The sequence below is a fragment of the Kitasatospora sp. NPDC024654 genome (assembly GCF_055559155.1).
In genome coordinates, this window is sequence record NZ_JBVHLF010000094.1 from 1 (window position 1) to 23,997 (window position 23,997).

The 23,997-nt window shown below is 74.1% G+C and carries 20 protein-coding genes and 1 pseudogene; 6 read left to right on the forward strand and 15 right to left on the reverse strand.

Annotated features, from left to right (window positions below; translation table 11 throughout):
• Positions 1–162 precede the first annotated feature (162 nt).
• Positions 163–459, forward strand: a pseudogene (locus ACZ38L_RS33145) (SDR family oxidoreductase); the annotation flags it as partial.
• 13 nt (positions 460–472) lie between these two features.
• Here the strand turns inward: ACZ38L_RS33145 and ACZ38L_RS33150 are convergent.
• The gene (locus tag ACZ38L_RS33150; RefSeq protein ID WP_465700426.1) at positions 473–1,156 is read right to left on the reverse strand and encodes an MSMEG_1061 family FMN-dependent PPOX-type flavoprotein; all 684 of its coding nucleotides are present in this window, start codon (positions 1,154–1,156) and stop codon (positions 473–475) included.
• Positions 1,157–1,207: 51 nt separating this feature from the next.
• Here ACZ38L_RS33150 and ACZ38L_RS33155 point away from each other — a divergent pair, with 51 nt between their 5' ends.
• Complete coding sequence (locus tag ACZ38L_RS33155; protein WP_465700428.1) at positions 1,208–2,623, forward strand: FAD-binding oxidoreductase; 1,416 nt, start codon at positions 1,208–1,210, stop codon at positions 2,621–2,623.
• A gap of 20 nt (positions 2,624–2,643) precedes the next feature.
• On the opposite strand, the gene ACZ38L_RS33160 is transcribed toward ACZ38L_RS33155, so the two are convergent.
• A complete protein-coding gene (locus ACZ38L_RS33160; RefSeq protein WP_465700431.1) occupies positions 2,644–4,389 on the reverse strand; it encodes a carbohydrate binding domain-containing protein in 1,746 nt (581 codons plus the stop codon).
• 670 nt (positions 4,390–5,059) lie between these two features.
• On the opposite strand from ACZ38L_RS33160, the gene ACZ38L_RS33165 reads away from it, so the two are divergent.
• On the forward strand, positions 5,060–5,791 hold the full coding sequence (locus ACZ38L_RS33165) for an aggregation-promoting factor C-terminal-like domain-containing protein (protein ID WP_465700433.1): 732 nt from the start codon (positions 5,060–5,062) through the stop codon (positions 5,789–5,791).
• A gap of 79 nt (positions 5,792–5,870) precedes the next feature.
• On the opposite strand, the gene ACZ38L_RS33170 is transcribed toward ACZ38L_RS33165, so the two are convergent.
• The 10 genes from ACZ38L_RS33170 to ACZ38L_RS33215 form a co-directional block, all read right to left on the reverse strand.
• The gene (locus ACZ38L_RS33170; RefSeq protein WP_465700435.1) at positions 5,871–6,800 is read right to left on the reverse strand and encodes an ABC transporter substrate-binding protein; all 930 of its coding nucleotides are present in this window, start codon (positions 6,798–6,800) and stop codon (positions 5,871–5,873) included.
• Between the two features lie 49 nt (positions 6,801–6,849).
• Entirely contained in the window at positions 6,850–7,560 is a 711-nt protein-coding gene (locus tag ACZ38L_RS33175; RefSeq protein ID WP_465700438.1) for an ABC transporter permease, read from the reverse strand.
• Positions 7,527–8,195, reverse strand: coding sequence for an ABC transporter permease (locus tag ACZ38L_RS33180; RefSeq protein ID WP_396562349.1), 669 nt, complete (start codon positions 8,193–8,195; stop codon positions 7,527–7,529). Before ACZ38L_RS33180 ends, ACZ38L_RS33175 begins: the two co-directional genes overlap by 34 nt.
• The gene (locus ACZ38L_RS33185) at positions 8,185–9,267 is read right to left on the reverse strand and encodes an ABC transporter ATP-binding protein (protein WP_465700442.1); all 1,083 of its coding nucleotides are present in this window, start codon (positions 9,265–9,267) and stop codon (positions 8,185–8,187) included. The genes ACZ38L_RS33180 and ACZ38L_RS33185 overlap by 11 nt, the downstream gene beginning before the upstream one ends.
• A gap of 242 nt (positions 9,268–9,509) precedes the next feature.
• A complete protein-coding gene (locus ACZ38L_RS33190; RefSeq protein ID WP_465700444.1) occupies positions 9,510–9,920 on the reverse strand; it encodes a rhodanese-like domain-containing protein in 411 nt (136 codons plus the stop codon).
• On the reverse strand, positions 9,914–10,423 hold the full coding sequence (locus tag ACZ38L_RS33195; protein ID WP_465700446.1) for a cysteine dioxygenase: 510 nt from the start codon (positions 10,421–10,423) through the stop codon (positions 9,914–9,916). Before ACZ38L_RS33195 ends, ACZ38L_RS33190 begins: the two co-directional genes overlap by 7 nt.
• Before the next feature lie 810 nt (positions 10,424–11,233).
• Positions 11,234–11,470, reverse strand: a complete 237-nt coding sequence (locus ACZ38L_RS33200) for a hypothetical protein (RefSeq protein ID WP_465700448.1) — start codon at positions 11,468–11,470, stop codon at positions 11,234–11,236.
• Complete coding sequence (locus ACZ38L_RS33205; RefSeq protein WP_465700450.1) at positions 11,467–11,910, reverse strand: hypothetical protein; 444 nt, start codon at positions 11,908–11,910, stop codon at positions 11,467–11,469. Before ACZ38L_RS33205 ends, ACZ38L_RS33200 begins: the two co-directional genes overlap by 4 nt.
• Before the next feature lie 144 nt (positions 11,911–12,054).
• Positions 12,055–13,530: a sensor histidine kinase gene (locus ACZ38L_RS33210; RefSeq protein WP_465700452.1), complete on the reverse strand. Its 1,476-nt coding sequence runs from the start codon at positions 13,528–13,530 to the stop codon at positions 12,055–12,057.
• Positions 13,527–14,249 (reverse strand): response regulator transcription factor, encoded by a 723-nt coding sequence (locus tag ACZ38L_RS33215; protein WP_465700454.1) that lies wholly within the window; start codon positions 14,247–14,249, stop codon positions 13,527–13,529. Before ACZ38L_RS33215 ends, ACZ38L_RS33210 begins: the two co-directional genes overlap by 4 nt.
• 303 nt (positions 14,250–14,552) lie before the next feature.
• On the opposite strand from ACZ38L_RS33215, the gene ACZ38L_RS33220 reads away from it, so the two are divergent.
• Complete coding sequence (locus ACZ38L_RS33220; protein WP_465700456.1) at positions 14,553–14,819, forward strand: GlsB/YeaQ/YmgE family stress response membrane protein; 267 nt, start codon at positions 14,553–14,555, stop codon at positions 14,817–14,819.
• A 67-nt stretch (positions 14,820–14,886) separates the two neighbouring features.
• Here ACZ38L_RS33220 and ACZ38L_RS33225 read toward each other — a convergent pair whose 3' ends face one another.
• The 3 genes from ACZ38L_RS33225 to ACZ38L_RS33235 all read right to left on the reverse strand — a co-directional run bounded on the left by ACZ38L_RS33225 (position 14,887) and on the right by ACZ38L_RS33235 (position 19,184).
• A complete protein-coding gene (locus tag ACZ38L_RS33225; protein WP_465700458.1) occupies positions 14,887–16,890 on the reverse strand; it encodes a putative Ig domain-containing protein in 2,004 nt (667 codons plus the stop codon).
• A 398-nt stretch (positions 16,891–17,288) separates the two neighbouring features.
• Positions 17,289–17,963: a TetR/AcrR family transcriptional regulator gene (locus ACZ38L_RS33230; RefSeq protein WP_465700460.1), complete on the reverse strand. Its 675-nt coding sequence runs from the start codon at positions 17,961–17,963 to the stop codon at positions 17,289–17,291.
• 225 nt (positions 17,964–18,188) lie between these two features.
• Positions 18,189–19,184 carry an aldo/keto reductase gene (locus tag ACZ38L_RS33235; protein ID WP_465700466.1) on the reverse strand — a complete coding sequence of 332 codons (996 nt, stop codon included), beginning with the start codon at positions 19,182–19,184 and terminating at the stop codon, positions 18,189–18,191.
• 350 nt (positions 19,185–19,534) lie between these two features.
• Here ACZ38L_RS33235 and ACZ38L_RS33240 point away from each other — a divergent pair, with 350 nt between their 5' ends.
• Both ACZ38L_RS33240 and ACZ38L_RS33245 read left to right on the forward strand, forming a co-directional pair.
• Positions 19,535–22,039 (forward strand): RICIN domain-containing protein, encoded by a 2,505-nt coding sequence (locus tag ACZ38L_RS33240; RefSeq protein ID WP_465700462.1) that lies wholly within the window; start codon positions 19,535–19,537, stop codon positions 22,037–22,039.
• Positions 22,040–22,627: 588 nt separating this feature from the next.
• Positions 22,628–23,893, forward strand: a complete 1,266-nt coding sequence (locus ACZ38L_RS33245; RefSeq protein ID WP_465700464.1) for a M20 family metallopeptidase — start codon at positions 22,628–22,630, stop codon at positions 23,891–23,893.
• The last annotated feature ends 104 nt before the right edge of the window (positions 23,894–23,997 follow it).

Here is a 23,997-nt window from a genome sequence, read left to right on the forward strand (position 1 = left end):
GGCCGGTAGAACAACGGCTCGATCCGGGCGCACACTGCCTCGAACTCGGCGTCCAGGATCTCAAGATCCTCCGCCGTCACCTCATCGTCGACCTGCCCTCGCGCACTCACAGCAGAACATCCTGCCGCACCCGCCAATCGAGATCTATCCCTGTAGTACTAGTGGGGCGTGCGAGGGCTGAGCGAGATCGGCGCGGTGGAGCTCGGCACCGACCGGATCCGGGTCAACTCGGTCCACCCGGGCATGACCTACACCCCCATGACCGCCGCCACCGGCATCCGGCGCGGCGCGGGCCACTACCCCAACACCCCGATGGCCCGGGTCGGCGAGGCTCCGGAGATCGCCACCGCGGTGGTCTTCCTGCTCTCCGCCGACGCCTCCCACGTCACCGGCGCCGAACTCGCCGTGGACGGCGGCTGGACCACCGGCCCGACCATCCGCCACGTGACGGGCCGGTAGTCACCGGCCCCGCTCACTCGTAGCGGAGCCGGAGCGACTCCTCCTCCGCCTGCTCGATCATCTCCACCGTCAGGCCGTCGAGCGAGGCGGACAGGTGGGAGAGCGTCACCTCCGCCGAGCTCGGGGCGGCGTCCTTGGCCGGCCACTGCTCGGGCTTCCAGACCGCACCGCGCAGCAGGGACTTCGGGCAGTGCCCGTAGACCTCCTCGGCCTCCACCACGATGGCGGTGCGCGGCGGCCTGCCCACCGCGGTGAGCTGCGCCAGCAGCCCCGGGTGGGTGCAGACGAAGGCCCGGCCGTTCACCCGCAGGGTGTCGTTGCGGCCGGGGACCAGGAAGAGCAGGCCGGCCCGGCCGGTGGCCACGATGTTGCGCAGGCTGTCGATCCGCCGGTTGCCGGTCGCGTCGGGGATCGCCAGGGTGCGCTCGTCCAGCACCGCGACGAAGCCGGGAGGCCCGCCGCGCGGGGAGACGTCGCAGCTGCCGTCGGCGTCGGCGGTGCCGATCAGCACGAACGAGGAGCAGCCGATCAGCCGTCGGGACACCTCGTGGATCCGGTCGACCTGCTTGTGCTGGACCGCGTGGCTGGACGGCCCGTAGATCTCGCGCAGCGTGGCGACGTCGCGGACGGCGGTGGCCGCGAGGGCGGCGAAGGCCGTGCGCGTCTGGGAGCGGGTGGGTGAGGACTCGTCGATCACGTGCTCGACCCTAGCGAGGCGGCGGCGGACGCGGCAGCGGATAATGCCCGGGTGGACCAGACCGGATCGCCGCTCGCCGCCGCCCTCGACGCCCTGCGCGCCACCCTCGGGCCGGGCGGGGTGCTCGCCCCGGGCGATCCGGCGGCCGGCTTCGTCCGCGACGAGCGCGGCCTGCTGCCCGCGCGGCCGGCGGCGGTGCTGCGCCCGCGGAGCACCGCCGAGGTGGCCGCCGCGGTCGGGATCTGCGCCCGGTACGGGGTGCCGGTGGTGCCGTTCGCCGGGGGCACCGGACTGGTCGGCGGCGCGCTGCCGCTCGGCACCGGCGAGCAGGTGGTGCTCAGCGTCCGCGCCCTGGACCGGATCCGCGGCGTCGACCCGGCCGACTTCGCACTCACCGCGGAGGCCGGCTGCGTGGTCGCCGACGTGCGGCGGGCGGCCGCCGCGGCCGGGCTGCTCTTCCCCCTGCGACTGGCCTCGGAGGGGAGTTGCCGGATCGGCGGGGTGGTCGCCACCAACGCGGGCGGCAGCAACGTGCTGCGCTACGGCATGATGCGCGAGCTGGTGCTCGGGCTGGAGGCGGTGCTGCCGGACGGCCGGGTCTGGCACGGGCTGCGGGCGCTGCGCAAGGACAACAGTGGCTACGACCTCAAGCAGCTGCTGATCGGTTCGGAGGGCACCCTCGGCGTCGTCACCGCGGCCACCCTGCGGCTCTTCCCGGCCCCGCGACACCGCGCGGTGGCGCTGCTCGGGCTGCCGGCGACGGACGCGCTCGGACCGCTGTTGGCCCTCGCCCGGGAGTCGCTGGACGAGCGCCTCAGCGCCCTGGAGTTCTTCACCGGGACCGGGCTCGGCCTGGTGCTGGAGCACACCTCGGGCCACCGCGACCCGTTCGACCGCCGCTACCCCGGCTACCTGCTGGTCGAGGCCGCCACCACGGACCCCGACGGCGCGCACCTCGGCGCGCGGCTGGAGCGGTTCCTCGCGGACGCGACCGGGCGGGGATGGGCCGCGGACGCCGTGCCCGCGCTCGACCGCCCGCAGGCGGCGGCGCTCTGGGCCCTGCGGGAGGCGCTGCCCGAGGCGGAACGGCGCGCGGGCGGTGCGGTCAAGCACGACGTCAGCGTGCCGCTGGGGCAGGTGGCGGCGTTCTACCGGTCCGCCGAGCTGGAGTTGACGTTGCGTCATCCGGACTGCACGCTCAACGCCTTCGGTCACCTCGGCGACGGCAACGTGCACCTCAACGTGCTGGCGCCGCCGGAGGCCGACCGGGCGGCGATCTCCGCGCTGGTGTTCCGTCTGGTCGCCGGGTTCGGCGGCAGCATCAGCGCGGAACACGGGATCGGGGTGCTCAAGCGGGAGGCGCTGGCGGCGATCCGCGAGCCGGTCGAACTGGCCCTGCTGCGCGCGGTGAAGAGCGCCCTCGACCCCCGGGGCATCATGAATCCCGGTAAACTGCTGGCCCCTTGAGACAAGGGGCCAGCAGGTGGTCAGGAGATCGCGAAGTCGTCCCCGTACACGTTCCCCTGCGCGTACCACCCGTGCAGGTACACCGTGACCGTGCCGGACGAGCCGGTGGTGAACGGCACCGACAGCTGCGTCCACCCGCTGCCGGAGGCCCAGGAGGAGCCGGTGGCGCCGCCGCTCACCCCCAGGTACGCGTAGTCGCCCTGGACCCAACCGGTGAGCGTGTAGCTGTGGTCGGGGCTCAGCGTCACGGTCTGGTCGCACTCACCGGTCTGCCCACTGGTCGGTGTGACCTGCAGCGCGTAACTCCCGCTGTGCACCGGCGTGGTGACCACCGTGCCGCCGGGCTGGCAGGTCCACGGGCTCAGACTCCCGGTCTCGAAGCCGCCGTTGACCAGCCCACCGCCGCCGCCCGAGCCGCTCACGGTGAGCGTGTACGTCGCCTGGTGGCTCCCGGACGCGGCGCTGCCCGTGACGGTCAGCGGGTAACTGCCCGGCGCTACCGCGCTCGTGGTGCTGATGTTCAGCGTCGCGCTGCCCCCCGCGGTGACACTGGACGGGCTGATGCCGGCCGTCACCCCCGCCGGCGCGCCCGACACCGACAGCGCGACGCTCTGCGCGCTCCCCGAGGTCACGCCGGTGGCGATGCTCGCGCTGGTGCTCGCCCCGGGCGCGACCGTGCCCGCGGCCGGCGAGGTACTCAGCGAGAAGTCGTTGCTGGTCGCCCCGCCGCCGCTGGTGAACGGCTCCATGGCGTGGCTGAAGTCCCAGGTGTTCTGGGCGATCCCGGAGCAGGTGTCGGAGCCGGCGGTCCCGACACAGCCGCCGTTGTCCCGTTCCAGCGCCCAGAACGACAGGGTGCTGATCCCCTTGCCGGTGGCCCAGTTGGCGACGTCGGTGGCATCCGCGACGGTCGTGGTCTCGGCCGCGCCGTAGTCGTCGATGCCGGGCATCAGGGTGATCCCGATCGAGGCCCAGAGCTGGGCGGGCGTCTTCGACGGGTAGAGCTGCGCCAGCTGGTCGTAGGTCCCGGTGGCGGCGTTCTCGGCATCGGCGCCCATCTCGTGGGTGGCACCGTCGTAGTAGTCGAAGGTCATCAGGTTGACGACGTCGACCCGGGTGTTGTTGCTCACCGCGTTCTGCAGCACGGCGAGACCGGAGTCGGCCAGGCCGCTGGTGGTGGTCGGCAGCGTGTAGGAGAACTGCACGGTCCGCCCGTTGGCCGCGGCCCAGTCCTCGACCTGCTTGACCGCCTTGTTGCGCCGGTCGATGCCGGCCGTGTCGGTGAGCGAGTTGTCCTCGGTGTCGAGGTCGATCCGGCTGACGTTGTAGGTGGTGATGACGCTCTCGTACGCCGCCGCGATCTGGTTCACGTCCGTGCAGCTGTCGGCGATCTCGGTACCGGCGTGGTCGGCCGTGTAGCCGCCGAAGGACGGGATCACGTCACCGCCCGCCGCCTGGATCGCGCTGATCTGGCTGCCGAACGTCGCGGCCGAGATCGGGCTGCCGGTGTCGCCGTTCCAGTACGGGGTGCAGGAGCCCGCACTCGCGGTCTGGATGAACGCCATCGACAGGTACTTGTTGCCCGACTGGCTCGCCAGCGTGGCCGGGTTGTCGCTGCTGTACGCCTCGAAGTAGGGGGCGAAGACGTGCGCGGGCAGCGGCGTGGCGGCGTGGGCCGCGGTGCTCGCGCCGGCCACCAGGCCGGCCGAGGCGACCAGGGTGGCGCCGGCGGCCACGACGGCCCGGATGGATCTGTGAAGTCGCATCAGTGCTCCAGCAGACGTGGGGGAGAGGTCTGCGCGCACGGCGGCGACCGGCCTCGGACCGGGAGCCGTCGTGCCACGCGGTGGGGGCGGGGCTGGCTGGGGAGTTGATCGGGCGGAGGCAGGGCGCTGCCCCGCCGGCCGGTGGTCACATCCCCACGTGCGTCCCGGTCCGGACACTTATGGTTGGACTAGACCATTGTTCTGTCAAGGCTGTTGACAGTCGGTCAGTCCGGTTGCGGCCGGGGCCGATCGGCCGCCCGGCCCGTCCGGCGGTGCGCGCCGGGGCGCCCGATCGCCCTCCGTGCCCGTCAGTCCACCACGGGTGACGGCGTCGGTGACAACCGCCACAGCCCGTGGACGACCACGATCGCCGATCGTGGCCCGCCCGCCCCTGCGGGCAGGGGGCCGGTGGCCACTCCCGCATCCCGTCCTGCTACCGGGCGTCGTAGTGGCGAGGTTTGCCGCCCGGCCGCGCGCCACGTTAAACCTGGACGAGTCGCCCAGCGCACCGCCCTGCTGTCACGCCGGTGGTGCGCCTCCGTACGGCACCGACCGAGACCGGCGTGCCCACGGCCCCGACGCGCCACCGCAGCGCGCGGCCGATCGGCCGCGCCGTACCGCTGCGCGCCCGCGTCCGGGGCCGGAAACCACCGAACGAGGTAGAAGCAGCATGCGCAGCGCCCTGATGACCACCGTGCGCCGACGATCCACCGTGATCGCCGGGTCCGCGGGGCTGGCCACCGTCTGTGCCGCCTCCGCGCTGGCCCTCGCGCTTCCGTCCCCGTCCGCCGTCGCCGAGGCCCCGGCCGCCGTCGTGGCGGACGGCCACCGGGACGACTTCAAGCTCTCCGTCGACGCCGTGCCGGCGTCGGCCGCGCCCGTCGCCGCCGACTTCAACGGCAAGCTGGACAGCGCGCCGTACCTGCAGCCCGTGCGCCACGAGGTGGGTCACACCCTGACCGTCGCGCCGTACCAGGCCGTTCAGGAGCAGTCCGCGCCGGTGACCCAGGCCGCGTCCGCCGCCGAACAGCCCGCCGCCGAGCAGCCCGCCCAGGAACAGCCCGCGCCCCAGCCGGCCGCCCCCGGCACCCCGCCGGCCGTCACCGACACCAGTCCGAGCGGCGTCCGGGCGCTGGCGCGGAGTATGGTGCCGGCCGACCAGTGGGCCTCGTTCGCCAACATCGTGAGCCACGAGAGCAGCTGGAACATCAACGCCACCAACGCCGGCTCCGGCGCCTACGGCCTGGGCCAGGCGCTGCCGGCCGGCAAGATGGCCTCGGCCGGCTCCGACTGGCGCGACAACCCGGTGACCCAGATCAGGTGGGCGCTCAACTACATGAACGAGCGCTACGGCAGCCCGGACCAGGCCTGGGTGTTCTGGCAGAACCACCACTGGTACTGAGCCGGTCCACCGCGCCGCACGCCGGCGCCCCGCCCGACCGACGTCGGACGGGGCGCCGGCGTGCTCCCCAACTTCCGGATCAGCCCAGGCCGTTGGCCTTCACCCAGTCCTTGGCAACCTGCTCCGGGTCGTCCTTGTCGACCGAGACCTTCTTCATCAGCGCCAGCAGCCCGGCGGTGTCCAGCTTCGCCGAGACGGCGTTCAGGGTGTCGGTCGCGGTGGCGCTCAGGCCCGCCTTGTTGACCAGCGGGGTCACGTTCTCCACGCCGAACACGTCCTTCGGGTCGGCCAGCGCGACCAGGTTGAACTGGCTGATCCGCGGGTCGGTGGTGAAGACGTCGCCGACCTGGAGCGAGCCGTCCGCCAGCGCGTTGGCGGTGGTGTCCGCGGTCGGCTTCCACTCCTTGAAGGTCAGCCCGTAGACGTCCTTGAACTGCTGCTCGCGCCGCGACTGGAACTCCGGCTGCCCGCCGATGACGAAGTCCTGGGACTTGCCGGCCAGATCGGCGATGCTCTTCAAGTCGTACTTGCTGGCGGTCGCCTGGCTGACCGTCAGCGAGTCCTTGTCCTCGGCGGCGGAGGAGTCGAGGATGCCGAGGTTGGCCGGCAGGTCCTTGCTGAGCGCGGCGTTGACGTCCGCGGTGGTACTCGCGGTCGACTTGGGATCGAGATACTGCAGCAGCGCGCCGTTGTACTCGGGCAGCACGGTCAGACTGCCGCTCTTCAGCTGGCCGTAGAGCACCTCGCGGCTGCCGATGTTGAACTTCTCGTCCACCTTGACGCCCTTGGCCTGCAGCGCCTGCGAGTAGATGGCGGCGAGCAGCACGTTCTCCGGGTAGTTCGCCGAGCCGACCACCACCTTCGAGCCGCTGCCGGCGGAGCCCGAGCCGCCGCCGAGCGGGTTGCTGCTGGTGGAGCCGCAGGCAGCCGCCGTCAGTGCGACGGCCGAGGCCAGCACCAGGGTCGAGGCCGAGCGGGCGGGCCGGAGCCGCGGAGAGCGCAGGGACATGAGTGTTTCCTCCCAGTGGTTCGGACGAAGAAGTGAGTGGGCCGCGGGCTCAGCCACGCCGGCGGCGCAGCCCGGCGGGCAGGGCGAAACGATTCAGCAGTGCGAAGAGCAGCTGGGCCGCCACCGCTAGCAGCACCACCAGCAGCGCGCCGCCCACGGTCAGCGCGAAGTTGTTGGTCGCCAGCCCGTCGACCACGTACCGGCCGAGCCCGCCCAGGCCCACGTAGGCCGCCACGGTCGCGGTGGCGATCACCTGCACGGTGGCGGTGCGCAGCCCGGCCAGCAGCGCGGGCAGCGCGGACGGCACGCAGACCTGCCAGAGCACCTGCGGATGGGTCAGCCCGATCCCGCGCGCCGCGTCCCGAAGCTCCGGGTCGGTGCCGCGGACGCCCTCGCAGGCCGCCACCAGCAGCACCGGCGCGGCCAGCACCACCAGCGGCACCAGCACCGCCGTGCTGCCGACCCCGGCGAGCAGCACGGTCAGCGTGACCAGCCCGAGCGTGGGCAGCGCCCGGGCGGCCCCGCTCAGCGCGGTGACCAGAGCGGCGCCGCGGCCGGTGTAGCCGATCAGCAGCCCGAGCGGGATGGCCAGCACCGCCGCGCAGAGCAGCGCCTCGCCGGAGAGCGTCAGGTGCTCGGCGATCCGGTGCACGATCGAGTCCGGCCCGTGCCGCCGGTCGGGTGAGTCGAAGAAAGCGGAGAGCCAGGAGCCCCAGTAGCCGAAGTTCACCGGGCCACCGCCGTCTCCCGGACCGCCCACGGCGCGAGCAGCCGGCGGGCCAGCAGCAGGACCCCGTCGGTGACCAGCGCGAGCAGGGCCACCAGCACGATCCCGGCCACGATCGGGGTCGGGAAGGTCCGCTGGAACCCGTCGATGAAGAGGTAACCGAGCCCGCCGCGCCCGACCAGGGCGCCGACGCTCGCCAGCGAGATGCTGGAGACCGCGGCCACCCGCAGCCCGGCCAGCAGGTACGGCAGGGAGGCCGGCAGCTCCACCGCCGCCAGTCGCCGCCACGGCCCGTAGCCCATCGCGGTGGCCGCCTGCCGGACCGGCTCGGGGACCGCCCGCAGGCCGTCCACCGTGGTCGGCAGCAGGATGGCCAGCGCGTAGCAGGTCAACGGGACCATCACGGTCGCCTGGGTGGCCAGCCCGGTGTACGGGATGAGCACCACGAAGACCGCCAGCGAGGGCAGCGCGTAGATCACGTTGAAGACCGCGGCCAGCGGCTGGTAGCAGCGCGGGAAGCGGGTGCAGAGCAGGCCGAGCGGCACCGCGAGCAGTAGCCCGAGCAGCACCGGGACCAGCGAGATCACCGCGTGGTCGCCGAGCAGGCCGCCGAGGTAGCCGAGGTGGTCGCCGATCCAGTACCAGCGGACCAGGGGTTCACCGTCCATGGCCGGCCTCCTCCGCTTCCTCCGCGCCCTCGACCCGGGCCGCGCCGTCCGGCGCGCCCGCCCGGTCCACCGCGTCCAGCACGGCCGCGCGCGGCGCCAGACCCAGCGCGCGCCCCTCGGCGTCCACCGCCACGGCCGCCCCGACCGGGGAGAGCAGTACGGCGTCCAGCGCGGTGCGCAGGGTGTCCACGGCCGGCCGGAAGACCGCGACCGGCAGCGGCCCGTCCGGGGTCTGCCAGCCGGTCGGCCGTCCGGTCGCGTCGAGTATCAGCCGCCGCTCGCCCACCGGCCGGCCGACCGGGACCAGCGAGATGGTCGTGGCCGGGCGCAGGCCGAGCCCGCGCAGCCCGCGGTCCCGGCCGAGGAAGGCCGCCACCTGCTCGTCGGCCGGCGCGGCCAGCAGGGTGGCCGGATCGGCGACCTGGCCGATCCGGCCGTGCTCGCGCAGCACCACGATCTGGTCGCCCAGCCGGACCGCCTCCTCGATGTCGTGCGTCACGAAGAGCACCGTCTTGTTCAGCTCGGACTGCAGCCGCAGCAGCTCCTCCTGGAGCCCGGCCCGGACCACCGGGTCGACCGCGCTGAACGGCTCGTCCATCAGCAGCAGCGGCGGGTCGGCGGCCAGCGCCCGGGCCACCCCGACCCGCTGCTGCTGGCCGCCGGAGAGCTGGAACGGGTAGCGCTTGGCCGTCTCCGGCGCCAGCCCGACCAGCTCCAGCAGCTCCATCGCCCGGGCCCGGGCCCGCTTGCGGTCCCAGCCGAGCAGGTACGGCACGGTGGCGACGTTGTCCAGCACCCGGCGGTGCGGGAAGAGCCCGGCCTGCTGGATCACGTAGCCGATGCCGCGGCGCAGCTGGGCCGGCTCCAGTCCGGCGACGTCCGTACCGTCCAGCAGGACCCGCCCCGAGGTCGGCTCGACCATCCGGTTGACCATCCGCAGGATGGTCGTCTTGCCGCAGCCGGACGGGCCGACCAGCACGGTGGTCCGGCCGTCGGGCACGTCGAGGTCCAGACCCTCGACGGCGATCGTGCCGTCGGGGTGGCGCTTGCCGGCGCCGTCGAATCTGATCACGGGGAGTTCCTAGTTGTGGTGCGGTCAGCACCGATCGGGTGAAGCGCTGTCAGGAGGGACATTCGCCCCTGCCCTGCTCGGGGTGGTCGGAAACCCTGACCGGGGATCAGTGACACATCAGACACCTCGGGGGCGACCGGGGGCGCCGCCGGACCGTCCGGCGCCGCCGGGCCGGCCGGCTTGGTCCGCTCCAGTCTGGCGGCCGGGTCTGACAACGGGCTCGGCGGGCTCCTCCGGACCGCCTAGCGGGCGGGCCGGTCGCCGGTCGTGCCGCCCGGGACCGTGGGCAGGCCGGCGGCGGCCCAGGCGACGAAACCGCCGGCCAGGTCGGTCGCCCGGGCCAGGCCCAGCTCGCGCAGCGAGGCGGCGGCCAGGCTGGAGGCGTAGCCCTCGGAGCAGACCACGACCACCGGCACCGCGTACCCGGTCGCCTCGGGGATCCGGTGGCCGCCCGTCGGGTCGAGCCGCCACTCCAGCACGTTGCGCTCGATCACCAGCGCCCCCGGGATCTGCCCCTCGGCGGCCCGCTGGGCGGCCGGGCGGATGTCCACCAGCAGCGCCCCACCCTCCTGCTGCGCCCGGTACGCCTCGGCCGGCCCCGGTCGGTGCACGCCCGCCCGGGCCCGGGCCACCAGCTCGTCGACGGTCACCACTGCTCCGGCCCCTCGATCGCGGTGCGCCGCAGCCCGTCCGCCCGCAGCTCGTAGCGGGCCATCTCGCTCAGTGGCGGTGAGTACGCGTGGATGGTCACCGCCGGGCCCGCCGAGGTGTTGCGGACGTCGTGCAGGAACTCCGGACCGAACGCGCGCACCGCGCCCGCGCCCAGCCGCCGGGTGCGCAGCTCCCCCTCCGGTCCGCCCAGCGACAGCTCCTCCAGCTCGCCCAGCGCCACGGTGAACGCGCCGCGCGATCCGCCGTGGTCATGGAACCCGGTGGACTGGCCGGGCAGCCAGCTGATCAGCCAGACCTCGTGGCCCGGGGTCAGGTCCAGCTGGACGTACCAGCGTTCGCCGACCGAGAGGCGGACCAGGTGGATCCACTCCGCCGGGCGTTCGGCCAGCTCGGTGACCAGGGCCCGCAGCTCGGCGGGGGTGCGGGGGGCGGTGCGGGGGGCGGCCGGCGCCGGAGCGGGGTCCGGCGCGAGATGGGTGCTCATGGAGGTCCTCACAGAGGTCGGGGCGCGCGTTGGGGGCGCGTGGCAGCGGCGGCACGGCGGCGCCCGCCGGCCGTCGCGCGGCGACGTGTGACGGCCGGCGGCGAGGGGACGGCGGGGCTACCGGTGGCAGCCCGGGGAGAAGCGGGAACGGCCGCGCCGCCCGGCAGAGGTCACGGGCAACGGGCGGGAGAGGGGATCAGCGGTCAGCGCGCACACATGTCGCTCGCCTGGCGTCGCAGATCGACGTGCAGGCGGCAGACGAGCGTGGTGCCGAGATCCATACCGCGATACTGGGCGACCGGCCGCCGGGACGTCAAGCCGGGTCCACGGAGCGGCGGGGCGCCCGTCCACTCCTCGGGCTCCCGGAAACCGCCGGATCGCCGGTCCCCGACGGCTGCCGTCCGAGCACGCCGCGAGCGCGGCAGCGCGCCTTGGGGGAGCCTCATGGACACCGAGACGGCCCTCACCGACTGGCTCCACGACCACGCCGAGTCCCCGCACCTGGAACGAGCACCGTCCGCAACACCGTCTTCGGCAACGCCGAGGTGCGGCCCCCGATCCAGGGTCGCGACTTCCACGGGACCATCAACATCGGTCAGGGGACGGGGACTTCCGGACCGGTTCGTGGTTCGGTGCGGCCTGCGGCACGGTGTCCGTGGCAAGTCCCCGGCTGAGTAAGGTCATTGACGGGCGGAGCCGGGCCTGCGTCGACAACGGCCAGCGGGCCCGGCCGACATGGGCGGTCGGCGGGGCCCGCTGGAGCTCGGCGCAGCGCGGGGGGACGGGCTGCCGAGCGGCTTCCGGGGTGGGTCAGTTGTTCTGGGCGGCGTCCGAGTCGGCCGCCGCGGCGGCGCTCTCCGCAGCGTCCACCTTCTGTTCCATCGCGTTCAGTTGGCTGCTGTCGGTGGCCCCGGCGGCCGGGGCGGTCGCCGCGGGGGTGGCCGGAGCGGCCGGGGTGCCGGCCGCCTGTCCGGAGCCGCCCGCGCAGCCGGTCAGGGCGGCCGTGGCGACCAGCGCCGCCGCGGCGATGCCGAGCGCGCGCCTCACTGGGCGGCCGGGGACGCGGCGTTCGTCGGGCCCAGGCCCTGACTGGAGCACCAGGTGGCGACCGCGTTCAGGTCGCTCTGCCGGGTGGTGAGGGTCGGCAGCAGGCTCTTGCGGTAGGTCAGCCGGTCGTTGAGGTAGTTGTAGATCGCGGTCTGTCCGGCGCTCTGGGCGTCGTTCACCCGGACCTGCAGGCGGGCGATCGAACCCGCCACGGTGTCCGGCCCGTTGAGGCGGGTGATGGCGTTCTCGATGCGCAGCTGGAGCTTCGGCACGCGCTTGCAGATGCCCTTGGCACCGTCGCTCTTCGGTGCGCCGACGGTCTTGATGGACGGCGGCTGGGCCGACGGCGTGGCCGCCTGGGCGGGGGCGGCGGCAGCGAGCAGGGCGCCGCCGAGGGCGAGAGCGCCGAGGGTGGCGGCGGCCTTGCGTGGGGCGTTCATGACGGGTGTCCTCCAGTGCTGACGACGTGAACCGTGCGCCCGGCCCGCCGTCGTTCGTTCCCGGCGGCCCGGACACCGGGAACGGTAGGACGGCACTTTGTGGATTCCTTGTGAGCCGAGGACGCGCCGGCGCGCGGGAGGACCTCAGGCCCGCTCCGCCGCCAGCGCGCCGATCCAGTCCCGCCGGGCCGGCAGCGGCAGCGTCGGCGCGTCCGTCGCGACCAGCGGCAGCCGCACCTCGATCCGGCACCCGTACCCGTCGGGCGGCGCGGAGACCGTCACCGTGCCGCGGTGCAGTGCCACCTGCTGGGCCACCAGGGTCAGCCCGAGCCCCGAGCCGGGGCTGTCCCGGCGGCGGTGGAACCGGTCGAACACCGCGGCCCGTTCGGCCGGCGGGATGCCCGGGCCGCTGTCGTCCACGGTGAGCACGGCCCGGTCGGCCTCCCGGCCCAGCCGGAGGGTGATCCGCGCCGGCTGCCCGGGGGCGTGCCCGTGGACCGCGGCGTTCAGCAGCAGGTTGTCGCAGACGATCCGCAGCCCGGCCTCCCAGCCGAACACCCGCAGGCCCGCCGCCGCCTCCGGCGCGGTGACCAGCTGGACGGCGACGTCCGGCCTGCGCCGGCGCAGCTCGGCCGTCGCGGCCTCGGCCGGCTCGGCGAGGTCCAGCGGGCCGAAGGCCTCCTCCTCGACCAGGTCACCGCGGGCCAACGTCCTCAGCGCGGTGAGCAGTTCGAGCAGCCGACGATGGTCGTCGCGCAGGTCGGCGAGGATCTCGGCGCGGTCCCGGTCGGAGAGCTCGGGGTGGGCGCTGAGCACGTCCAGGTTGGTCTGCAGGCTCATCAGCGGGGTCCGCAGCTCGTGTGAGGCGGCCGCGGAGAACGAGCGGGCGGTCTCCAGCGCCTGGGCGGTCCGGGCGGCCTGCTCGTCGTACCGGGCCAGCACGGTCTCCAGCGCGGTGGCCAGTTCGTCCACCTCGCCCACCCCGCTGCGCTCGTGACCGAAGCCGGCCGCGCCGGCCCGCGGGTCCAGCGCGGCGGCCCGCCGGCCGAGCCGGCGCAGCGGCGCGGTGGCGTGCCGGGCCACGCCGAGGGCGAGCAGGCCGGAGACCGGTGCGGCGAGCAGCGCGACCAGCAGCACCCGCCGCTGCACCGCCCGGACCTGCGGGTCGGCGGCGGAGAGCGGGGAGAAGACGGTCAGCGTGCCCGGGTTGGCGCCGGTGACCGGGACGGAGAACACCCGCCAGCCGCGTCCGCCGGCGCCCACGCCGTGCACGGTGCGGGGGGCGGTGCCGGGCGGCGGCAGCGCCACCTCCGGGCCGGGCTGCGGGCCGCCCTCGGTGACCAGGGCACCGGTCGCGTCCGTCACCCGGACGCCGACGTCCAGGGCCGCGTCCAGGACCTTGCGGTGCTGGTTCTGCTCGACCTTGGTGCGGCCCGTGAGGTCGGCGTCGAGCAGCGTGCGGACGTCCGGCAGGACCGCCGCCGCGCGGTCGCGGAGCTTGCCGTCCTGCTCGTTGCGCAGGTCGTTGGTGACCAGGCCGAGCAACAGGGCGCCCGCGCCGAGCACCAGCAGCGGCAGCAGCAGGGCGCAGGAGAGCGCGATCCGGGTGGAGAGCTTCATCGCGATGTCCCGGAGTCGTGGTCGGGGGCCGGCACCCGCAGCACGAAGCCGACGCCGCGCACGGTGTGGATCAGCCGGGACCTGCCGCCCTCCTCCAGCTTGCGGCGCAGGTAGCTGACGAAGGTGTCGACCGCGTCGGTCCGGACGTCGAAGTCGTAGCCCCAGACCCGGTCCAGCAACTGGTCGCGGGTGAGCACCAGGCCGGTGTTGCGGGCCAGGTGCTCGAGCAGCTCGAACTCGCGCGGGGTCAGCCGCACCGGCACCCCGTCCCGCCACACCTCGCGGGTGGCCGGGTCGATCTCCAGCGGGCCGGCGCGCAGCACGCCGGTCGCGGCCGGTGGGCGGCGGCGCAGCAGGGCCCGCAGCCGCAGCACCAGTTCCTCCAGGGCGAACGGCTTGACCAGGTAGTCGTCCGCCCCCGCCTGCAGGCCGGCCACCCGGTCGGCCAGCTCGTCCAGCGCGGAGAGCATCAGCACCGGGATGTCGGCGCCCTGCTCGCGGAGCCGGCGGCAGACCTCGGTGCCGCTGAGGTCGGGCATCGAGACGTCGAGCACCAGGACGTCCGGCGGGTCGGCCGCGACCTGGGCGAGCGCCGCCCGCCCGCCGTCGGCGGAGCGCACGGCGAAGCCGCTGAGCCGCAGGCCGCGCTCCAGCGAACGGCGGATCGTGTCGTCGTCGTCCACCACCAGCACGCGTCCGACGCTGTCTCCGCCGGCCATCGGTACTCCTTCCGCACGGGCCCGGCCCGGCGGCCGGGGCGCCCCACGGTGACACGGCAGGATGAGAGTTTTCTCATGAAAGCTTCAGCGCGTTCCGGGTGACAGCCGGGCGACCGCGGTCGGCGCGCCCGTCCGCGCAACCGTGCGCTGGCGCGACGGCGTCCACCAGGAAGGACGGCCGCAGTACCGTGGCCGGCCGGAGGAACCACCAGCAGGCATGCGCCGGGCGGCGGTCACCGGACGTGGCGAGGGGGCGCGGTCCGGCGAGCGTGTGCGCGGCGTGCGGAAGGGCAGGAGAGCACCATGGGCATTATCAGTTGGATCATCCTCGGTCTGGTCACCGGTGCCATCGCCAAGCTGCTGCTGCCCGGGCGGGACCCGGGCGGCATCATCGTCACCACCCTGATCGGAATCGCCGGCTCCTTCGTCGGTGGCTGGCTCTCCGTCCACTTCCTGCACCGCGCGGTGCCGAAGCACTTCTTCGACCCCGCCACCTGGGTGGCGGCGATCGCCGGCTCCCTGGTGCTGCTCGTCGTCTACCGGATCGTCTTCGGCAACTCCCGTAACTGACCGGCCGGTTACCGGTAAGCCCGCAGGGCCGTGGCGATCGCCGCGGCCCTGCGGTGATGACGAGTGCCTACGAGGTGGTCAGTGAGGTGTCGTCGATCACGAAGCTGGTCTGCAGCGAGGAGTTCTCGGTGCCGGTGAAGGTGAGCGTCACGGTCTGCCCGGCCAGTGCGGACAGGTCGTAAGTGTGCTGGGTGTAGCCGGAGTTGGCGTCGGTGTTGCTGAAGGTGGCCACCGTGGTGGAGCCGGCCGTCACCTTCAGGGTGTCGTTCGCGGCGGTGCCGGTCTCGTCGGTATCGACGTGCAGCCAGAAGCCGAGGGTCGCCTTGCAGCCGGTCGGGATGGTGACGGTCTGGCTCAGCGTGTCGGTGTGGGTGGTGCCGTAACCGTCCAGCCAGGCGTCCCAGTTGCCGGAGTGGGCGGGCTCGTCGATGGTGTCGCTGTTGATGACGCCGGCGCTGGCGGTCCAGGGGGCGGCGCTGGTGCCGTTCTCGAAGCCGGGGTTGCCGAGCAGCTGGCCGGGGTTCGGGCAGCCGCCGGTGCCGCCGCCGACGGTCCAGGTGAAGCTGGTGGAGCCGGTCGCGCCGGTGGAGTCCTTGGCGGTGACCGTGACGGGGTAGCTACCGGCGGTGCTCGCGGTGCCGCTGATCAGGCCACCGGTGCTGATCGACAGGCCGGTGGGCAGGCCGGTGGCGGAGTAGCTCAGGGTCTGGCCGGTGGCCGAGTCGCTGCCGGCGATCTGCAGGTTCACCGAACTTCCGGTGCTGGTGGTCTGGTTGCCCGGGTTGGTGACCGTCACGGTGTTGCCGGTGCCGCCGCCCGAGGTGAAGGCCGCGGTGCCGTTCGGGGTGCCGAGGCCGGTCGGGCCGTCGTAGCCGGGGCCTGCGGTGCACAGGTAGGACGGCGAGCAGGTGCCGTTGCTGCCGGTCGTCACGTCGTTCAGGCTCGACGGGTGGGCGTACGGGTACGAGGACGGGTAGCTGCCCGCGGCCGGGGTGCCGGCCAGCGCGTACACCGAGGCCATGATCGGCGAGGAGGCGCTGGTGCCGCCGTAGACGTTCCAGCCGGTGCCGCCGTAGGTCTGGTACACCGCGACGCCGGTGGCCGGGTCGGCGACCGCGGAGACGTCCGCGATGGTCCGGTTCGAGCAGCCGGTGTCCTTCTGCCAGCTCGGCTTCGGGTCGTACGCCGAGCAGCCGGAGCTGCCGCCCTCGGTGCTGCTGGTGGACCAGACCGACTCGCTCCAACCGCGGCTGTTGGAAGCCCTGGAGAGCGAGGTGCCGCCGACCGCGGTCACGTACTGGGACGCGGCCGGGTACTCCGCGCCGTACCCCGAGTCGCCGGAGGAGACGGTGATCGCGACGCCCGGGTGGTCGAAGTACTGGCTGTCCGACGAGGTGTCGGTGGAGTCCTCGCTGCCGCCGTAGCTGTTGGAGACGTACTTCGCGCCCAGTGAGACCGCGGTGTTGACCGCGGTGCCCAGGTCGCTCATGTTCGCCGAGGTGGCCTCGACCAGCAGGATGTGGCAGTTGGGGCAGACCGCGCTGACCATGTCGACGTCGAGCGAGATCTCACCGGCCCAACCCGTGTCCCCGGTCGGGTAGTTGGTGCCGCCGTTCTCGTCGACCTTGCGGAAGCAGCCGTTCGCCGTGGTGCAGGCGGGCAGCCCGTAGGTCGAGCGGTAGGTGGCCAGGTCCGACTCGGCGTTGGGGTCGTCCTGGGCGTCGACGATGGCGACGGTCTGGCCGGAGCCGGCCGAGGTCGGCAGGTCGTACGCCGAGGCGAGGTCGGTCGGACCGTAGCCGGACGGGGTGGCGTGCGGCGCCAGCACGCGCGGTTCCCTGAGGTCGGTCCGCTCCAGGGCCAGGCAGGCCATCTGGCCCGGGCGGGTCGGCGCGGCGCAGGCGCGCTTCACCGCGACGTGGTCGGAACTGCTCGGGGTGGTGGGTGTGGCGTTCGCGGCCGGTGCGGTGAAGGCCAGCAGGCCCATGGCGGTCATCGCCAGGGACGGCAGGACGGCGGTCAGCGCGCGCGCCCGGCGGCGGCGTGGACCGGCTGGGGTGTGGGTGCGCAAGGGAGAACCCTCCGTGGGGGTCGCGGGCGCGTCCGTCCGGCTCGGGGTGCGGCCGGGGAGTGGGGTGCGCCCGGTGCTGGTGGATCTCGGCACGTGCGGAGGGCCGGCGGCCGATTGCCGCGGGCCGGTGCGCGGCCGCGCCGGGTGCATGCCGGCGAGGACGCGGTCAACGTGGTGCGAAGGCGCTGTGCAGCGGGCGCGGCCCACCGTCGGAGCGGCGGCGCGCGGGTGGGGGAGCGAGCGCCGTGCGGGTGTACTGTGGCGCGTTATGTCATGGGCATGACATAAACACGGCCCCACACCGTCCCGGCGATCCGGTTTCGGTGTGGGGCCGACCCTAGTGTGCGTTCACCGTGGGCGGCAAGGAGCGGGCGGCATCCGTTGCCGATACGAGACCATCAACTCTGCTGGGCCGCAGTGGACTTGCCGGTACTGTCGGCCGAACTGCCGCTGCTGCCATCGCTGTTGTGGTCGTCACGGTTGCCCCGGCGGCCGGTCAGCCCGGCCAGCAGCAGGTCCCAGAGTCCTTCGAAGTCGGCGTCGGCCTGCGGGTCGGACCACTCGCGCGCGTAGGTCGGGTCGTGGAAGTGGGCGGCGGCCTGGAACGCCGCGCGGGCCGCGGTGCGCACCTGCACGGGGGCGAACTCGCCCTGCCGGATGCCGTCCTGGATGATGTGCGCGATCTGGTCGGTGAGCGTCTCCAGGTGGGCCCGAACGGTGTCGCTGTGCTCGTCGACCAGGGACAGGTAGGTGGCGAACAGCTCCGGATCGTCCAGCGCCTTCTTGCGCTTGGCGGCGAACAGGGTGGCCAGCCAGCGGTGCAGCCGTTCGCCGGCCGGACCGCTCTCGGCGGTGATCGCCTGCAGGCTGTCGTGTGCCTGGTCCAGCCAGCGCTGGGTGACGGCCTCGCGCAGGGCGGCCTTGCTGGGGAAGTGGCGGTAGACGCTGCCGTGACTGACGCCGAGGGCCCGGGCGATGTCCACCACGGTGGCCTTGGCCGGGCCGAACCGCCGCAGGACGTCCTCGGCCGCGCCCAGGATCTGCTCGGGGGTGAGTGTGCTGTCGGTGGTCACGGGGTGGTACGTCCTCACTGGTCCGGCGGGTGGGCGGGCGGCACGGCTGCGCTCCGGGACGCCGCCGACTCCGGCCCGTCCGGCCCGCGATCGGGATCCGGTGTCCGGACACCGACGGTCCCCGCCGGGAACCCTATCGCCCGGGGCCCCGCACCCGGAACGCGGTGCGGGGGTGCGGCGGTCCCGGGTGCGGCGGTCGTGCCGCCGCATCCGGGCGCCCGACCCTCAGTGCTCGCTGTCGAGGTGCGCCATCTGCGCCTCGGCGTACCGCTCGCCGGCCGCGGCGCCGGGCGGGACCGCCTCCTCGATCGCCGCCAGGTCCGCCGCGTCGAAACGGACGTCCAGCGAGCCCAGCGCCTCGGCCAGTCGATCGCGGCGACGGGCGCCGACCAGCGGCACGATGTCCTCGCCGCGTGAGGCGACCCAGGCGACCGCCACCTGGGCGACGCTGGCGCCCTTCGCCTCGGCGACCTTCCGCAGGGCCTCGACCAGCGCGAGGTTGCGGGTCAGGTTCTCGCCCTGGAAGCGGGGGCTGGCGCCGCGGAAGTCGGTGCCGGCGATCGCCCGGTCCTGGCTCCAGTGGCCGCTGAGCAGGCCGCGGGAGAGCACGCCGTACGCGGTCACGCCGATCCCGAGCTCGCGGGCGGCGGGCAGGACCTGGGCCTCCAGACCGCGGGAGAGCAGCGAGTACTCGATCTGCAGGTCGCTGATCGGGTGGACGGCGGAGGCCCGGCGCAGGGTGTCCGCGCCGACCTCGGAGAGGCCGACGTGCCGGACGTAGCCGGCCTGGACCAGCTCGGCGATGGCACCGACGGTCTCCTCGACCGGGACGCTCGGGTCCAGCCGGGCCGGACGGTAGATGTCGACGTAGTCGGTGCCCAGCCGGCGCAGGGTGTAGGCGAGGGCGGTCTTGGTGGCGGCGGGGCTGGCGTCGTAGCCGACCCAGTTGCCGGCGGGGTCGCGCTGGGCGCCGAACTTGACGCTGATCTGGACGGACTCCCGGTCCCGGCCGCGCAGCGCGTCGCGGATCAGCAGCTCGTTGTGGCCCATCCCGTAGAAGTCGCCGGTGTCGATCAACGTGATCCCGGCGTCGAGGGCGGCGTGGATGGTGGCGATGCTCTCGGCCTCGTCAGCGGGGCCGTAGAGGTCTGACATGCCCATGGTGCCGAGGCCGACGGCCGAGACGGCCGGGCCGTTGCCGCCGAGGGTGCGCTTGCTCATCGAGGTCATCGAGGGCTCCTGAGGTGGTGCGAGGGGTGGTGCGTGCGCTGACAACTATGGCATAACGACTGACAGATTTCAATATCTGTCAGTCCATACTCGTTTGGAAGTGGACGAGGTGGCGGGGAGTGGTGTGCGGAGGGGGCGCAGCACGCCGCTCGGCGTGGCGCCGGTGGTAGCTCAACTCCCGTGTATGGCAAGTCTCTTGACGGCCCGTCGCGGCATCCCTAGCGTTTGCTTTTGATGGCTTGAGTTGGATTCGGAGTACCCATCACGCACAATCCACCATTCGTGACCGCTCAGGCGTGCGACCCGCCGGAGCGGCGACGCCACCGGAGGCATGCCCCCCGATGCCAGCCTTTCCGCCCCTCCCCGCCGCCCCGCGACCCGCCCGCACCCGCGTCCCGCACCCCCGCCGGACCGCCGCGCTCGCCGTCCTCGTCCTCTGCCTGGCGCTGCTGACCGCCCGTGCCCCCGCCCCCGCCGCCGCGAGTGCCCCCGCCGTTCCCCGCACCACGCCCACCACCGCGATCACCGTGGACGGCAGCTCGCCCGGCCGCACCTTCGACGGCGTCGGCGCGATCAGCGGCGGCGGCGGCAACTCCCGCCTGCTCCTCGACTACCCCGAGCCGCAGCGCAGCCAGATCCTCGACTACCTCTTCAGGCCCGGCTACGGCGCCGCCCTGCAGATCCTCAAGGTCGAGGTCGGCGGCGACACCAACTCCACCGACGGCTCCGAGTCCTCCATCGAGCACACCCGCGGCACCATCGACTGCGACAACGGCTACGAGTGGTGGCTGATGGGGCAGGCCAAGGCCCGCAACCCCGGCATCAAGCTCTACGCCCTCGCCTGGGGCGCCCCCGGCTGGATCGGCAACGGGAACTTCTGGTCCCAGGACATGGTCGACTACCTGATCTCCTGGCTCGGCTGCGCCCACCAGCACGGCCTGGCCATCGACTACCTCGGCGGCTGGAACGAGCGCGGCTACAACGCCGCCTGGTACGAGAGCCTGCACGCCGCGCTGGCCGCCAACGGCTACTCGGGCACCCAGGTGGTCGGCGCCGACGACAACTGGTCGATCGCCACCGCCATGCGCGGCGACCCGGCGTTGAACTCGGCGGTGGACATCATCGGCACCCACTACCCCTGCGGCTACATGTCCGCGATGACCAGCTGTTCCACCACCGCCGACGCCCTCGCCAGCGGCAAACAGCTCTGGGCCAGCGAGAACGGCTCCGAGGACGCCGACACCGGGGCCGCCCCGATCGCCCGCGCGATCAACCGCGGCTACCTCGACGCCAAGCTCACCGCCTTCATCAACTGGCCGGTGGTCGCCTCCGTCTACCAGAACCTGAGCTTCAACACGATGGGCCTGGTCACCGCCGACCAGCCCTGGTCCGGCGCCTACCAGGTCGGCCGCAGCACCTGGGCGATCGCCCAGACCACCCAGTTCACCACCCCCGGCTGGCAGTACCTGGACTCCTCCTCCGGCTACCTCGGCGGCGACCGCGGCAACGGCAGCTACGTCAGCTACACCGCGCCCGACCGCTCGGCCTGGAGCACGGTCCTCGAGACCATGGACGCGACCGCCGCACAGAACGTCACGCTCAAGGTCGCCGGAGGCCTGCCCGGTGGCGCGCTGCACGTCTGGTCCACCGACTTCTCCAGCAACAGCGCCACCGCGCACCTGGTCCCCGGCCCCGACCTGACGGCCACCGGCGGGACGTACCAGCTGACCCTCCAGCCCGGCCACCTCTACACCGTCACCACCACCACCGGTCAGGGTGCCGGCAACACCGTCCCGCCGGAGCGCGCCCGGCTGGCGCTGCCGTACGCCGACTCGCTCGCCGGCACCGCGACCGGCCAGGAGGCCCGCTACTTCACCTCGATGAACGGCGCCTTCGAGACCGAGCCCTGCGCCGGCGGCCGCCCGGGCCGCTGCCTGCGCCAGCAGGCGCAGACCACCCCGATCCGCTGGACCGACGAGACCGCCGACCAGCCCTACACCCTGATGGGCGACCTGGGCTGGAGCGACTACACGGTCAGCGCCGACGCCCTGCTGGAGCACGCCGGCACCGCCGAGCTGCTGGGCCGGGTCGGCACCCAGGGCCGCAACAACAACGGTCTGGACGCCTACAACCTGCGGCTCAGCGACACCGGTGCCTGGACCCTGCTCAAGAGCGACACCAGCTGGGTCTTCACCACGCTGGCCAGCGGCACGGTGCCGGCGCCCGGCACCGGCAGCTGGCACAACCTGGCGCTCACCTTCCAGGGCAGCACCATCGTGGCCCGGATCGACGGTGCGGTGGTCGGCACGGTCACCGACGGCAGCTACGGCGCCGGTCAGATCGGCCTCGGCACCGGCGGCTACTACGGCGCGCAGTTCAGCAACCTGACCATCACCCCCGGCACCACCACCCCGCTCGACGGCACCTACCGGCTGGTCAACGCCAACAGCAGCCAGCTGATGGACGCCGCCGACCAGGGCACCACCGCCGGCACCCCGATCATCCAGTGGCCCGGCAACGGCGGCGGCAACCAGCAGTGGCGGCTCAGCTCGACCGGCGACGGCTACTACACGATCACCGGCGTGGCCAGTGGCGAGCGGCTCGGCCTGCCCGGCGCCGGTCCGGTGGTGCCGGACACCCAGCTGGCCCTCGCCGACCCGTCCGGCAGCCCGGCCGAGCAGTGGCTGGTGGCCCCGGCGCCCGGCGGCGGCTACACCCTGGAGAACCGCGCGGACGGCCAGCTCGCGGACGTCCGCTCGGCGTCCCTGCTGATGGGCGCCGGCGTGATCCAGTGGCCGGCCGACGGCGGCGCCAACCAGCACTGGAACCTGGTCCCCACCGGCTGAACACCCACTGCCGCACGAGCCGGGGCCGGTCGGGGTACGCTCCCCGGCCGGCCCCGGTCGTCGCTCGGAGCGACCTTCGCGCTCCTGTCGGCCCGTCACTCGTCCGGAGGGTATCCGGCCGGCGTTGGGCGTTCGCCCTGCCGAAGTGCCGCGGCGGGTCCATCGTGGGAGGTGTGGGCGCGATCCGGTGACCGCGCCCGCTCCGGCCGGTCCGGGTCCGAGCGCTGCGACGCGCCGTCAGACGCGCCACGACGACCCCGCGCGCGCCCCCGGTCCGGGTCGCGGAGCAGGGCCACCTCGCAGGAGACCGAACGGTTCTTCTAGGCTCACCTCGGCCTTACCTGCCGTGGTGCCCGCGCCGCGCAGCGGAGGCCGCCCCAGCGGGGTCCCGAGCGAGCCGGGATCCCGGACCGAGCGAGGAGGACGCATGTCGACCAGCCGTTCCATCGCACCACGCCGCCTCTGGCCACCTGCGGTGACCGGAAGCGGCGGCCGGCGTGCCGAGCGTGACCAGGGGGTGCGCCGGCCGGTGCCCGCACCGCCGAGTACGGAATGCCTGAGTACGGGAAGCCGCCGCGGAGGTGCCCGGTGAGCCCGAACGCCACGGCCCCCGCCGCCCCGACCGAGTCCGCCGGCGAGCCCGCCCCCACCAGCGCGCCCGGCGGCGACGACCCCGCCCCCGGGACCGAGGCACTGCCCGGCCTGTCGGGCACCCTCGCCGCCCGTGCCCGGACGATGGAGGGCACCGTCCGCCGCCGCTGCGCCGAGCTGGCCCGGATCGAGTCCCCGAGCGGCGACGCCAGCCGCCTCAACCAGCTCGCCGACGAGCTGGCCGCCGGCTACCGGGCCACCGGCGCCGAGGTGCGCCGCGAGCCGGGCCCGGCCGGCGACCACCTGCTGATGCAGTGGCCCGGCCAGGACGAGTCGCTGCCGCACCTGCTCTTCGTCGGCCACCACGACACCGTCTGGCCGGCCGGGACGCTCGCCGACTGGCCGGTCACCGAGCACGACGGCATGCTCTGCGGCCCCGGCGTGCTCGACATGAAGGCCGGACTGGCCCTGCTCGAAGGCGCGTTCTCCCTGCTCGCCGACCTCGGCCTGCGCCCGCACCACCCGGTCCGGGTGGTGGTGACCGCGGACGAGGAGATCGGCAGCCCGGACGGCCGCCGCGTGGTGGAGCGCCAGCTGCCGGGCGCGGCCGCCGTGTTCGGCCTCGAACCGCCGCACGAGGACGGCCGGTTGAAGACCGCCCGGCGCGGCAGCACCCGGGTGAGGCTGACCGTCACCGGTCACGAGGCGCACGCCGGCAACCACCCGGAGGACGGAACCTCGGCCGTGGACGAACTGGTGGACCAGCTGGTCGCGGTCCGCGGCCTGGCCTGCCAGCCCGGCACCGAGCTCAACACCGGCCGGATCCGCGGCGGCACCCGGGCGAACGTGGTCGCCGGGCAGGCCGAGGCGGAGCTGGGCCTGCGCTTCTCGACCCCCGAGGCCCAGCGCAGCACCCTGGACACGCTGGCCCACCTGACCGCGCTGCGCCCCGGCGCGCTGGTCCACACCGAGGTGCTGTCCAGCCGGCCGGCCTGGCCCGAGCGCGAGGGCAACCCGTTGCTGCGGCACGTGCGTTCACTCGCCGCCGCGCTCGGCCAGCAGGTGGACGGCGCGCCGGCCGGCGGGGCGGGGGACACCAACCTGGCGGGTGCCCGCGGCCTGCCCACCCTGGACGGCCTGGGCGCGGTCGGTGCCGGCCCGCACGCCCGGGACGAGCACATCGCGCTGGACCAGCTGGCGCCGCGGATCGCCCTGCTCGCCGGCCTGCTCGCGGTTCCCCTCCCGCGCCTGCGCTCGCGCTGACCTCACCGCGGGGGGGGGGGGGGGGGGGGGGGGGGGGGGGGGGGGGGGGGGGGGGGGGGGGGGGGGGGGGGGGGGGGGGGGGGGGGGAGGGGGGGGGGGGGGGG